Genomic DNA, 12,275 nt, shown 5'->3' with positions numbered 1-12,275 from the left:
CCATGGCGCAGTACGAAAAGACCATCTATGTATATGAAAATTGGCGTGGAGAGGCACCCACTCTGCTGGGGCGGCTGCGCTGCGGCTTCGTCCGCGGACAGGAAACCTTTTCCTTTGAGTATGATCCAGCCTGGCTGTCATCCGCCGAGAGTTCCTTCTCTCTGGACCCGGATCTGGCTCTTTACCGCGGGCGGCAGTATGTGCCGCTGAACAAGCAGCTCTTTGGCCTGTTTTCCGACTCCTGTCCGGATCGCTGGGGGCGTCTGCTGATGAAGCGCAAGGAGGCCATCGACGCTCGCAAAGAGGACCGCAAGCCCCGTAAGCTCACCGAGAGCGACTTCCTGTTGGGGGTCTACGATGAATCCCGTATGGGTGCGCTGCGGTTCAGCTTGGAAGAAGGGGGCGAATTTCTTTCGAACGATAAAGCGTTTGCGACGCCTCCATGGGTAAACCTTCGGACGCTGGAAAACGCCTCTATCGCTTTCGAGAGCGATGAGAGCGGCCTGAATGAAAAATGGCTGCGTGAACTTCTGGCCCCCGGCTCCTCCTTGGGAGGCGCAAGACCCAAAGCGACGGTGCAGGCCACGGATGGCGCCTTGTGGATCGCCAAGTTCCCTTCCAAGCATGATGAATATAACAGCGGCGCATGGGAGAAGGTCGTCCATGACCTGGCACGGCTCTGCGGGCTGGATGTTCCGGAATCCAAATTGGAGACATTCTCCAAGACCGGCAGCACCTTTCTTGTCAAGCGATTTGACCGAAACGGCAGCCGTCGCATCCACTTCGCCTCCGCCATGACCCTGCTGGGCAAGACCGATGGAGCCTCGGCAGCGGACGGAAGCAGCTATCTGGATCTGGCGGCGTTCATCCGGGCCAACGGGGCATCACCCCGGCAGGATCTGGCCGAGCTGTGGAAGCGGATCGTGTTCAGCATGGCGGTATCCAATACTGACGACCACCTGCGCAACCATGGTTTCCTTCTGACACCCACCGGCTGGCGGCTGGCCCCTCTCTATGATGTGAACCCAGTCCCCTCGGGGGACCGGCTTTCCCTCAATGTGAGTGAGTATGATAACACCATTGACTTGGAACTGGCTCTGGAAGTAGCCGATTATTTCGGCCTTGCCCCGCAGGAAGCGGAACAGGCTGCAGAGGAGGTCTGCAAAACAGTATCCGGACACTGGGAACGGCTGGCCGGACAGTATGGTCTCAGCCGGGGAGCGATAGAGTATATGCGCCCCGCCTTTTCCCTTCCATGATAAGATCACAAACGGACGATTCCTGGTGGAACCGTCCGTTTGCTTATTCTTTGGCGGCTCCCTCAAAAGAGTCCCCGCCCTCATCCTCGTCCATATCCGTATCAATGTCCAGTCCTTCATTGTTCCCCACATTCTTCTCGTAGAGCTTGGTCCATTTGAGCGGATATTTGCATTTGCGGTTATAGGCCAGAAGCATCGCCTCAGCATAGCCCATAGAACCGGGGCGTCGTTCCTTGGCTGTTCTCGAAAGCAGCTTGACCGACATTTCCCCTACTTTTTCCTTGAAGGTCTCATCTTTCAGGGCATCGCCGAATGTGTAGACCAATCTGGCGATTCCGTTGAGCATATTGGCGGACAGCGAATTCATATCGCCCTCCCATGTGCCTACGCAGAGTCTGAGTGTTCGATCAAGTACGTGGTAACCGAACCGCTCATATATATTTTCAAGCGTAGAGACAGCACAGACAACGCCATAGTTTCTGACCTGGCCAATGGAAAGAGAATAAGACTCTACCAGATCTTTGATCATAAGCTGCTCCTGATTCCCGGCTTCCACATTTGCCATAAACACTTCATAGGGACGGAGCGGTTTGACAAACTTCATCTGGTTGGCGAAGATATCTGCCTCGTGCTCGTAGTTCAGATCATCGTATATCATGCACCAGACTGGCGTTTCACGAGAGCCAGAGGCCAGGGCGACGATCTCCACCGTGTGCTGGCCATTGAAGACATAGTTGACCCCATTTCGACGGCTCACCTTCACAGGGTTGATCTGATACAGATCAAAGTGTGCCGCAGCATTCAGCACATGCTGTTCGGAAATATTCCTCTGGTACTCCTGATTGGATACGAGGTTCTTGATGGGAATCTGTTCGAAGTGAACATTGGGAACAAACATACTATAATCTTCCATTAGGATTCCCCCTCAATTGCATTGAGCATTTCCTGGATTTTTCCTTCTAATTCAGTCAACGCCGCCAAGAGGTTTTGTCTGGCAGCAGGTGAGATTGCTTCCAAATGTGCCATGGACTTTGTCCGGTCGATGGAGCTCATCCAGGAGGGGATCGTAAGAGTAAGTCCAGCAACTTCCGCATCCGGGTCATAGGCGGGCATCGTCTTGATTGCCGGCTGCTCTGCCGCCGCTGTGCCGGGCTTGGCAGAAGCGTCGGAATAAAGGCATCGTCTCGATTCACTGTAACGAGCGAAAGCATAGGGATTTTTTCCGATTTTTTTACTAAGTGCTCTCAATTCTTCGGGTTCCATTTCTGATAGAGCAACGATATTTTCGAAAGAAATCTTATATGCCCCGGAAAGAATGTGCGGAACAAGCTCAGGAGCATTTTGTTCAATGGTATCTAATGCTGCACTGTATTTCGCATATTTCTGTACGGTTGCGCCGGACACATGATACTTCCTTCCCAGCCGGGCTGCTGTTCGCCGGCCGCTCTCTTCATCTATTGGGCGGCCTCTCCCCACAGCAATGTTGGGGTTCGGACGGTACTGATTATAGCCATTCCTATTTCGCTGTACTTTCTTTTCCACTTCATATTGTTTCCCAATCAGATATTTCCTGGTTTCTTCTGAGATGTTGCGTCGTCCGAGTTGGTTCGCACAGATCCAGGCGATGGCAGCATCTCTGCTTGGAAAATCCAGCTCCTTGACTCCATAAGGAATGCGCATTTTATTGCATATTTCATAGCGATTATGACCGTCGATGATGGTATCATTCCATGCGATGATATCTTCCCGGCATCCTTCCACGACCAGATTCAGCTCCAGCTGCCGGTATTCCTCCCGGCGAAGTGGACGAATCAAGTTTTTGAATTCCGGATCGATGTTAAGCTGCCTAAATGCTTTCTCTGTCATGTAGCCTCCTGCGTTCCAGCTGTTTGACGGTTTTGAGGGAAAAATATGCGACCCGGTTGACTTGATCGATCTCACCGGTCAGCTGGTAATTAAATCTCAGGTCAAAGCCACCCAGCAGTTCGGAAAAGTTTTTGATAAGGATCGTACTATAGAATTCTATAGACTGCTGGGATGTACTTGACATCCGAACCTTGTTTGCGGTCCCGCCTGAAATAGGTTTGTCCGATCCGAGAACGGCGATATACAGTTCTTCAGGGTTTACCAGGAATTGCACATACGCAGGATTCTTCAAGAGACGAATCGTTTGCCGGTGGATTCGAATCCGGTTTCGCGCAGGGTCCAGCGTTAAGTAAGCCTGCAATTGATTTTCATGATTCATGTCCTTGTCCTCCCAAAACGGACTTACTACCAGTATCAGAGGCAGCCTCGTCTGACTGCTCTGATGCAGCAGGAGCGATGTTATCGCGCAACCCATATACAGCATATCCTTCAAAAATGTCTACCTGCATAGATTTCTGATGTTCCCGGAACGGGAGTCCAAACTGCGTCTTCCAGCCCTCCGGAAACACGGGAGTTCGAGAAGACTTGGGCTTCTGGCCGTCTTTTTGCACCCGCTGATACACTTCGGTCGCTGTGAGATCAAATGCGATGAGCCACTCATCCCTGGCATGGATTATCCGCCCGAGGAGCTTATATCGATAGTCCAGATTCCAGCCCATCAGTGAAAACACTTTGGCGAAAAAAATCTTGCAGGTGATCTGTTTCGGTTTGCGTCTGCCGGAGCCGTTGGTGCACCAGGCGCAGGCATCCCGATCTTCCGCCCGACAGGGACGGATCGCCAAGATCCTGCTCTCCTGATTGACCAATACCTGCACATAATCAACTTGTGGGAAGCGGTTCAGGCAGGCGGTATTTACATAAAATTTGTAATTGTTGAACGTTACAGACGGCTCATTAATATGGGCGAAGAACTCACGGCGTACCACTTGGTAGCCATCGTAGTTAAAGTCACCGGCCATCTCCAGAACCTCATCACTACTGCTGTTTGCGGGAGAAACTGCCGGTTCCGCTTTTTCTAATTCAGCAGACGGAACAATATCCAAATGCCCGTCCTCCAGGGAACGAAGCATTCCGGCGATTACGCCGCCGGTATTTTCCCGACTTTCTTCAAACATTTAGGATTCCTCCTTCCCGCGCTGACCGAGTTCCTGACAGATATAGTCACGCAGCACGTCAAATCCTGTCACGCGGAGTTTCTGTCCGGTTTCATACAACTGGCCCTCCATGCGGATTTTCCAGTCTTCCTCACTCTGATCGCAGACGGGCGGGAAAGACTGTTGGTGGAGGTAATATTGCTTGCCAAAAGAGCCGATCCACTCCTCCGGGACTGCCCGCACCCGTTTGCCGGAGACAGAAAGGGGCTGTACAGGCTCCTTCGCCTGTTCCGTGCTTTTTGAACCGGAAAGCAGGTACGATTTAATAAACGCTTCCGCATCATTGACATCAAAAATATACGCAGATTCAGTTTCGGTTTGAAACAGCGCTCCGGCGATCCGGTATTTTAAATCCGGACTCCAGCCGAATAACTGAAAAAGCGTTTCTACATAGGCCGCACCGGCGATATCCCTGGGCTGATACTTTCCGTCTGACAGCTTGGAAAACACGACTGCGTTGCGGCTGCTCTTCGCCGCTGTACGGACGGCGAACTTCATCTCCACAGGGTTGACCAGCAGCTCCACATGGTTGTCTTTCCCAAAAGACCGAACACATGTGGTGCTGAACTTGATCCTCTTATCTTGAAACAGTACGTAGGGACGGTGATAATTATCAAAGAATTCACTGCGGGCGATTTCAAAGCCTCTCATATCAAAATCTCCCGGAACCAATGTGATGCTCGAGGGCAGGGATGCATCCGCCTGCTGCTCATCGGGCGGATGGATACTGGCGGACGCTTGGTAATAATCCGCCGGCTTAAATCCAGCCCAGCGGGGATTGATGGTCACGAACCCTCTGAGCAGGCCGCTGTCGATCACCCGCAGCTCCGGGAGGATGGAGCGGTTGCCATACTTGGAGTTGTTCAGAAGATGCTGAACCGCAATAAAATCATCTCTGGAAACAATACCCTCGTGGTGGTTCCGGTAAAGGCTCTGGGGTCTGTCCCCCCGATTCTTTCTGGCCTTGTGGTTCAGATAGTTAGGGGTGAAGGTCTTCCGGGTCAGTACATCCCCGCAATGCCGCTCATTGCGAAGGACCTGGACAATGGAGTTGGATGTCCACTTGACATTCCCCAGATAAGTCTTCCTGCCCAACTCGGTGAGCGCCACCGCAATGTCGGAGGTGGAATATCCGTACAGATACATATAGAAGATGAGTTTTACCGTGGGGGCTTCATCCGGGTTGACGACCAGGTTTCCATCTGCGTCGTGAGAATACCCCAGCAGTTTGGGCGTCAATGGCAGACCTCCGTCCAGCCGCATCCGCAAGGAGGTTTCCATGCTCCGGCTGCGGATGTGGGACTCCTCCTGAGCCATGGTGGCCTGAAACGAAAGCGCCATCTGGGAATCGTCTTTGAGGGAGAAGATACATTCGCTCTCAAAGAACACCCCGACGGGACTGGGCAGCTCCGCAAGCATACGAACCACGCTGATACAGTCCACCACATTCCGGGCAAAGCGAGACACGCTTTTGGTGATGATCATATCGATTTTTCCGCTGCGGCAATCGGCGATCATGCTGTTGAACTCGTCCCGATGAGCCAGAGAAGTCCCACTGATCCCCTCATCCGCATAGATTTTGACCAATGTCCAGTTGGGATGATGCACAACAAAATCCTCATAGTATTTCTTTTGCAGCTCATAGGAGGAAGTCTGCTGGACATTGTCTGTGGAAACACGGGCATACACGGCGACCCGCTGCCTTATATCGTTGTCGTAATAGTCGATGGGCTTTTTGGCCGGAATGAATTCATAGTTCTCCGGGTCAACTTTTGTGTTGATACGCCGGCGGACCCGTTCTTTCCGTTCCGCAAGCTGTTTGCGTGTGGACTTGTCAATCATGTAGCATTTCCCTCCGGGGTTCGTCATCAGGGAGTATCTTCCAACCGGGATCTGGCAAAAAGTACGGGTCGTGTAGATCCTCCTGGTAATAGGAAGCCAGCGTATAAATATCCTCCGAAACGAAGTAAACGCCCACTGGCTTTGAGAGTGCTGCCAAGAGGCGCGTACAGAAAGAGAGCTCGGAGAGCTTCTTCGAGATATTGCTTGCTTTCTGGGTAATGATCAGATCGACCTTTTCCTCGTAGCAGTCTTGAAGGAGCCTTGACCACTCCGGGGCGCTCTCCATATTGGGCGCAGTGCTGCCCTCGTCCACATAGAAACCGGCAAACTTCCAGTTTGGGCAGAGAGCCAGTGTATCAAGAAATTGCTTTTTATGAGCTGAGAGATAGTCCTCATAGCGGGTCTGGTTAAAGTAGCGGATGTATACCGCCACACGGTAATGTGTTTTGGGAAGCGGGCGTTCCCGCTTGATTTCCTTTAACCAGGCACGATGTTCCGCTAAAAGGGTGTTTCGTTCCGTCTCCCTCTCCAGCAGGAAATCAAATGAGGGCATAACTTCCTGCTCTGACTCTCTATTTTGAACGGCCAGATCTGACATATTTGCTCCCCCTGTGTTATTTCTCTTCCAGGCCATTATATAATCTGCAGACTAATAACAAAATCGACCAGAAGTCAACACCTTGACTTCTGGTCGATAGATGAGAAAAAAAGAAGCGAGCCGACAATTCCAGCTCGCAATTTTTCAGGTATTGTCATCCCGTCTGGCCATAGTGGATTTCAACTCACGAACGATCTTCAGGATGGAATCCAGCTCCTTGGGAGAGCAGTCGGCCAGCAGCTCGTCAAACTCGCTCTGGTATAGGCTTCTTACCTCCGGCACATCAGGCCGAAGAAGGGAATCAGCAGACACTTGCAAGGCTTCGATGATTCGGATAAAGGTTTCCAACTTCATGCTCGTCTTGCCTTTTTCGATATTGCTGATATGCGGCAGCGAGATATTGGCCTTCGCAGCAAGATCGGCCTGGCTCATCCGGCGATTGATCCGCGCATCTCGAATACGGGAGCCGATCAGCTGGCTCTCGGTCAAATCATGTTCCGTCATCGGCTTCCCCCCTCAAATATATTCTCCAGATTATCTATTTCTAAGAGTATATCAACTTGAGGTGAAATTGATATAAGGCCGAGTTGATGATATAATCTAAACACTATAATAAGACTGCAAAATTTTTTTGGAGGTCTTATTATGAGCCTGAACTACAAAGTCATTGGAAAACACATCCGTGAAGTCCGCCAGCGCAACCACCTTTCGCAAGCGATGCTCTCTGAACTGGTGGATAAAACGCCATCTTACATCAGCTACATAGAGAGCGGGATCAAGAGCATGAGCCTTGACACCTTTGTGCTTATCGCCAATGCCTTGGGCGTATCTCCCGACCGGCTTTTGATGGAGCAAATCATCAGCACTGAACGGTGCGCCAGCGAAGAAATCGCTCTACTCCTTTCGGATTGCAGCACCTATGAGATGCTGATTCTCCTGGATGTTATAAAATCGCTGAAAGCTTCCTTGAAAGAGCATCAAGGCAGATACGGTAAACCAGATAACTTTGATTTTACCGTCTGAACCTGAGAAAGCAATCAACCGGAAGTCACGAGCATTGACTGCCGGTCGATCTATGCCAGTAAAGGTGGATATATTTTTGGAACAGTGGATATGTTTTTGGAAAGTCCCGGATATGGGCCTTCCGAGTTGGTATAATGAGAAAAGAAAGGTGGAATGACCAATGATCTATTACACGGGTGATATCCACGGAGACCCCTATGAGGTCATACAGTTTTGCGACAGCAAGAAGCTGACAGAGCAGGATACTCTGGTTCTGCTTGGGGATGTAGGAGCGAACTACTACCGAAACCGGCGAGACACAGAGATGAAGAAAGTTCTTACCGCCGTAAAGCCGACGATGCTCTGCATCCACGGCAACCATGAGATCCGGCCGACCAGCATCCCTTCCTATCGGACGAAGCAGTGGAACGGCGGGACAGTCTGGGTAGAGGAAGCCTTTCCCCGCCTGCTGTTTGCTATGGATGGTGAGATCTTTGATCTGGAAGGGCTCCGACACTTGGTCATCGGCGGAGCTTACAGCGTGGACAAATTCTACCGGCTGGCCAGAGGTTACGGCTGGTGGCCGGATGAGCAGCCCTCCCAGGAGATCAAGGACAAGGTTATCCAGACGCTGGACGCCTGCGGGTGGCAGGTAGATACCGTCCTCTCCCACACCTGTCCCTATCCGTATGAGCCTCGCGAGGCCTTTCTTCCGATGATCGACCAGAGTACCGTGGACGACTCTACCGAGAAATGGCTGGAAGAGATCGAGCGGAAACTCAAATACGACCACTGGTTCTGTGGGCACTGGCATATTGACAAGCATATCGACCGGATGCACTTCCTCTTCCACAGCGTGGAGGCTGCGCCGCAGCTCTTGACGGGAGGGGGCGCATTATGACGGAGGAAGAAAGACCGGAGGCCAAGGAGCGGGAGGCGTGCTTTGCCGCAATCCGTGAGATCATCCAGGAGATTTCCCGCCTAATGGACGCCGCGTATCAGCAATACAGCCGTTTGGTAGAACAGGTGTTGAACGGCAGGATCACTGAGGAGCGGGAGATCGAGCGAATCATGGACGGGCTTGTGGACTTCGGAGATGATCCGAGGCTCCTTGAACTGTACAAAACCCTCTGCCGCCATGTCTATTACAAATACCCCGATCTTGTGGGAGAGCACACTGCCCTCTTCCGGCTCCAGTTTGAGGAAACAGAGGATGGGGATACGGATACTGAGGAGGTGAAAACATGAAAGCGCCGGAGATCAAGCACTACATCAACTGGCTGGGTCGGGTGGAATACCGAAACATCAACTGCTCCTTCACCTATGACGAGACATCCTATGCGGCCATCGACCGGATCTTCCGCCTTCTCCACCGGCTGGAGCCAGGCCCGGAGAACACAAGCTGGGAACTATGGCTCCGTGCGGAGCGAGGTACCATCGAAGACTTCGGCAGCTTTGAGGAACTGCGGGCAGACGGCCAGGTGGAGAACTTTGAGGAGTTTGAAACCTGGTGGCATTCCGAGTTCCCGGAGGAGGCAGCGTGGTTCCACTTTGCCGCTGGCGAGGATCAAGAGATCGGGTATCGGGCAATATTCTTGGGGCATCGGCATGTGCTGGAAGTGGATGGCCGCAGAGAACGTTCCTTCCCCAACGATATCTCCAAATTCACCGCTTGGCTGGAGGAGGCGGTACGGGACGCCGTTCAGATGGTGGAAACCGGTTCTTATCAGGAACTGGTGGAACGGGAGCTGCCCATCTGGCATCGAACCGGAACCATCCTGCGCCGGGATCTGTGGAGGGTATTCCCACAGTGGAAGGAGGAGTTCTTCCAGGACTTCTCCCAGCAGGAGGTGGAGGAGTTTCTCACCTCGGCGGCGGGGTATCCTTTTGGAAATAACAAGCGGCTCCCATCCGTGACCGCAAACGAATTCTATCACTTCTGTGCTCTGGGCTATCGGGCTATGGGTTACACCGGAACGGAGAAATCGGAAAAAGAGCAGTACGCTCTCCACGCCGATGGGCGGGACGAGGGACTGTCCAAGCTGGACGGAGATTCCCCCGAAGCCTTTGCCCGGTGGCTGAAAGAGCGTCCCCGCACCGGCCACCCCTGGGAGGTATGCCGGGGCGGCAACAGCACCCACATTGACTGCATCGTACACCGGGATGCACATGGCTACTATCTGGTGGTGGCCGGTCTTGCGGAGACCCGGACGATTGAGGCGGTCCGCTTCTTTCTGGCGCTTCATCGGGCAGGCGTTCCCGCATGTATCCGAAACGCAGAGGAACTGAAGGCCCGCCTGACCGGAGCGGAGTCCATCGGCATCGTGCCGGAGGGAGTCTTTCCCGCCTACTGCCACGCCAGGTTTCCGGGAGAGAGCATTGTCGATTTTATGAACCTGCCTCGGGAGCGTCAGGATGAACTTGCAAAATACTGCCGATGGCAGCCAATCCCAGTTCCCAGGATGAAGAAGGAGGGTGAAACCCCATGATCTTCTTTACCTCTGACCTACATCTCGGTCACGAAAACTGCATCCGCCTTTGCAATCGGCCCTTTTCCAGTATCGAGGAGATGGACGAAACTCTCATCGAAAACTGGAACCATAAGGTCACAGGGAAGGATACTGTCTATATCCTCGGCGACCTGATCTACCGCAGCCAAAAGCCGCCGGAGGAATACCTGCGGCGGCTGCGGGGGAAGAAACATCTCATCCTTGGGAATCATGACAGGGGATGGATCAGGAGTTGTCAGACAGAACGATTCTTTGAAAGCGTCAATAACCTGCTGTATGTCGCAGACGGGAAGCGGCAGTACACACTTTGTCACTACCCCATGATGTCTTGGCCTCACATCATGCGCTGCTACATGGTCTTTGGCCACATCCACGGCAATACCGACGCGGATTACTGGCCGCTCATCCAAGCAAACGAGAGAATGCTGAATGCAGGAGTGGATTTCAATCACTTCGAGCCGGTCACCTTTGAGGAGATGGAGGCCAACAATCTTCTGTATAAAGGTCAGTCAAAATCCGGGCTTGAGGTGCAGCCGTGAGACATAAAAAAGGCTTTTATGAGGTGGCTCCTGTAGCCGGTTTCATCGCACAGCAGGACTGGACGCACATGATGGAACGAGCCGAGCGAAACGGCCTCTCTCTCCAGTCCCAAAAAGGAAGCACCGGGCTGCTGTTCTCCGTGAGAATCCTCGCTCCCATTTTGGATGGAGGGCTGCGGCATATCGTTCTGGCAGCGATCCAGTACAGTCTGGGGCGGCACACCTATATGCCCGGCATAGTCGCGGAATTCACCTGCCGGAACCTGAGCCGTCTGGACGAAGCTACCCGTTCCACCGCCGCAGCAAAAATCAGCAAACATTTGAGCCGATATGAAGAACAGGAGCCATATCACCGAGTATGGTATAGCCTGAGCCGGACGCTCACATCTGGCAAGATTAAAGAAGACGATAGGAGGAAGGAAAGGATGCCGATTTTACAACCTCTGGAAAGCATGGAACGCATCTCACGCCAGACACTGGCAGATGACCTGGACACCGTGTTGGAAAGAATAAGCCGCGAGGACATTGGGCTGGTGATCACCGAGGAAGGCAAAGATGACCTGGTTCTCTGCCCAGCCTCCTGGTTCAACCTTGACTATGTGGATGACTTTTCCTGTGTCATCAACAGCGCCCTCCGCTATGCCATGCGCAGCGAAGATGAGGAGAGTGCGGCGGTCGTCCAGTATCTTCGTCGCCACTACCAGTTGTTCGATGAAAAGACGCTGTCGGTGGCTGTCGCCGATCTGGAGCGGGAACTGAACCAGCCGATAGCGCCCCTCAAGCAGCCGCAGGTCTGGAAGGAGCTCCAGGAGCTGTTCCGGCAGCGGCTGGACGAGTTGCGGAAGGAAGCTTCGGAAGGCGAGGAAACGCACCATGGATGAAAAGCGATATGAGCTCGTGGAAATCCAAGTAGATGCGGAACTTCTGGAGCAACTGGAAGCGGTAATCGCCCCGATGGGGCTGACGCCAGAAATGTTGGCTGTGAAGTTCTTCGAGTTCTGCGTCGATCCCGCTACTCAGGAGTTGGCCATCACCTTGCTTCTGAAATGGAAAGCCGAACAGGAAGCGGAGGGGGAGAATCTGGGAGGGGGACTTTAATGCTGTCCAAGGAAACCTTCTGTGAAGCCCTGCGAAAGATTCAAGCGCAAAAGGATCGAGATGAACAGTTCAGTAAGGCACTCACCCTGATGCGAGACGGACATTTCGTATTTGAGGGCGGAGCGCCGCTTCTTGCCGCCTTGCTGGATGTACTGAAGGAAGCGGTCAACGACCAGTACGACTATATCAGCTGGTGGCTTTACGATGCCGCCCCGGACTATGAAGTCTGGACCGATGATGAAAAAACTAAGTGGTGCCTGAAGGAACCGGAAGCCCTGTATGATTTCATCCGGGATGAATGTCAGGGCTGAGTGTTAGCGTCTCCCCAAATTCGTTCAAGGAGGTCA

At 52.8% G+C, this 12,275-nt stretch carries 16 protein-coding genes; 9 read left to right on the top strand and 7 right to left on the bottom strand.

Annotation, left to right across the window (positions count from 1 at the left end; genetic code table 11):
- Window positions 1-2 precede the first annotated feature (2 nt).
- Window positions 3-1,259, top strand: coding sequence for a type II toxin-antitoxin system HipA family toxin (locus BQ5383_RS07010; protein WP_071430671.1), 1,257 nt, complete (start codon window positions 3-5; stop codon window positions 1,257-1,259).
- Between the two features lie 43 nt (window positions 1,260-1,302).
- On the opposite strand, the gene BQ5383_RS07005 is transcribed toward BQ5383_RS07010, so the two are convergent.
- From BQ5383_RS07005 to BQ5383_RS06975, 7 genes are all read right to left on the bottom strand, one after another.
- Window positions 1,303-2,172, bottom strand: coding sequence for a DUF6551 family protein (locus tag BQ5383_RS07005; RefSeq protein ID WP_071430670.1), 870 nt, complete (start codon window positions 2,170-2,172; stop codon window positions 1,303-1,305).
- Window positions 2,172-3,125: a ParB N-terminal domain-containing protein gene (locus BQ5383_RS07000; RefSeq protein WP_071430667.1), complete on the bottom strand. Its 954-nt coding sequence runs from the start codon at window positions 3,123-3,125 to the stop codon at window positions 2,172-2,174. The genes BQ5383_RS07005 and BQ5383_RS07000 overlap by 1 nt, the downstream gene beginning before the upstream one ends.
- Window positions 3,106-3,504, bottom strand: coding sequence for a hypothetical protein (locus tag BQ5383_RS06995; protein ID WP_071430665.1), 399 nt, complete (start codon window positions 3,502-3,504; stop codon window positions 3,106-3,108). Before BQ5383_RS06995 ends, BQ5383_RS07000 begins: the two co-directional genes overlap by 20 nt.
- Window positions 3,494-4,300, bottom strand: coding sequence for a hypothetical protein (locus tag BQ5383_RS06990; RefSeq protein ID WP_204247461.1), 807 nt, complete (start codon window positions 4,298-4,300; stop codon window positions 3,494-3,496). Before BQ5383_RS06990 ends, BQ5383_RS06995 begins: the two co-directional genes overlap by 11 nt.
- Entirely contained in the window at window positions 4,301-6,181 is a 1,881-nt protein-coding gene (locus BQ5383_RS06985) for a recombinase family protein (protein WP_071430662.1), read from the bottom strand.
- Window positions 6,174-6,779, bottom strand: coding sequence for a recombinase family protein (locus BQ5383_RS06980; RefSeq protein ID WP_071430660.1), 606 nt, complete (start codon window positions 6,777-6,779; stop codon window positions 6,174-6,176). Before BQ5383_RS06980 ends, BQ5383_RS06985 begins: the two co-directional genes overlap by 8 nt.
- Before the next feature lie 144 nt (window positions 6,780-6,923).
- Window positions 6,924-7,283 carry a helix-turn-helix domain-containing protein gene (locus BQ5383_RS06975; protein WP_071430658.1) on the bottom strand — a complete coding sequence of 120 codons (360 nt, stop codon included), beginning with the start codon at window positions 7,281-7,283 and terminating at the stop codon, window positions 6,924-6,926.
- Between the two features lie 141 nt (window positions 7,284-7,424).
- On the opposite strand from BQ5383_RS06975, the gene BQ5383_RS06970 reads away from it, so the two are divergent.
- The 8 genes from BQ5383_RS06970 to BQ5383_RS06935 all read left to right on the top strand — a co-directional run bounded on the left by BQ5383_RS06970 (window position 7,425) and on the right by BQ5383_RS06935 (window position 12,239).
- A complete protein-coding gene (locus BQ5383_RS06970; protein ID WP_071430656.1) occupies window positions 7,425-7,802 on the top strand; it encodes a helix-turn-helix domain-containing protein in 378 nt (125 codons plus the stop codon).
- Between the two features lie 160 nt (window positions 7,803-7,962).
- The gene (locus BQ5383_RS06965) at window positions 7,963-8,682 is read left to right on the top strand and encodes a metallophosphoesterase (protein ID WP_071430654.1); all 720 of its coding nucleotides are present in this window, start codon (window positions 7,963-7,965) and stop codon (window positions 8,680-8,682) included.
- A complete protein-coding gene (locus tag BQ5383_RS06960; RefSeq protein WP_071430652.1) occupies window positions 8,679-9,029 on the top strand; it encodes a hypothetical protein in 351 nt (116 codons plus the stop codon). Before BQ5383_RS06965 ends, BQ5383_RS06960 begins: the two co-directional genes overlap by 4 nt.
- Window positions 9,026-10,270: a hypothetical protein gene (locus BQ5383_RS06955; protein WP_071430650.1), complete on the top strand. Its 1,245-nt coding sequence runs from the start codon at window positions 9,026-9,028 to the stop codon at window positions 10,268-10,270. The genes BQ5383_RS06960 and BQ5383_RS06955 overlap by 4 nt, the downstream gene beginning before the upstream one ends.
- Window positions 10,267-10,830, top strand: a complete 564-nt coding sequence (locus BQ5383_RS06950) for a metallophosphoesterase (protein WP_071430648.1) — start codon at window positions 10,267-10,269, stop codon at window positions 10,828-10,830. Before BQ5383_RS06955 ends, BQ5383_RS06950 begins: the two co-directional genes overlap by 4 nt.
- Window positions 10,827-11,711 (top strand): hypothetical protein, encoded by an 885-nt coding sequence (locus BQ5383_RS06945; protein ID WP_071430646.1) that lies wholly within the window; start codon window positions 10,827-10,829, stop codon window positions 11,709-11,711. Before BQ5383_RS06950 ends, BQ5383_RS06945 begins: the two co-directional genes overlap by 4 nt.
- Window positions 11,704-11,928 carry a hypothetical protein gene (locus BQ5383_RS06940; protein WP_071430644.1) on the top strand — a complete coding sequence of 75 codons (225 nt, stop codon included), beginning with the start codon at window positions 11,704-11,706 and terminating at the stop codon, window positions 11,926-11,928. Before BQ5383_RS06945 ends, BQ5383_RS06940 begins: the two co-directional genes overlap by 8 nt.
- The gene (locus BQ5383_RS06935; protein ID WP_071430642.1) at window positions 11,928-12,239 is read left to right on the top strand and encodes a hypothetical protein; all 312 of its coding nucleotides are present in this window, start codon (window positions 11,928-11,930) and stop codon (window positions 12,237-12,239) included. Before BQ5383_RS06940 ends, BQ5383_RS06935 begins: the two co-directional genes overlap by 1 nt.
- Window positions 12,240-12,275: the final 36 nt, after the last annotated feature.

The organism is Angelakisella massiliensis (genome assembly GCF_900104675.1).
Taxonomy (GTDB): domain Bacteria; phylum Bacillota; class Clostridia; order Oscillospirales; family Ruminococcaceae; genus Angelakisella; species Angelakisella massiliensis.
Note: the sequence above shows the minus strand (reverse complement) of the source record. Positions and strands in the feature narration are given on the sequence as shown.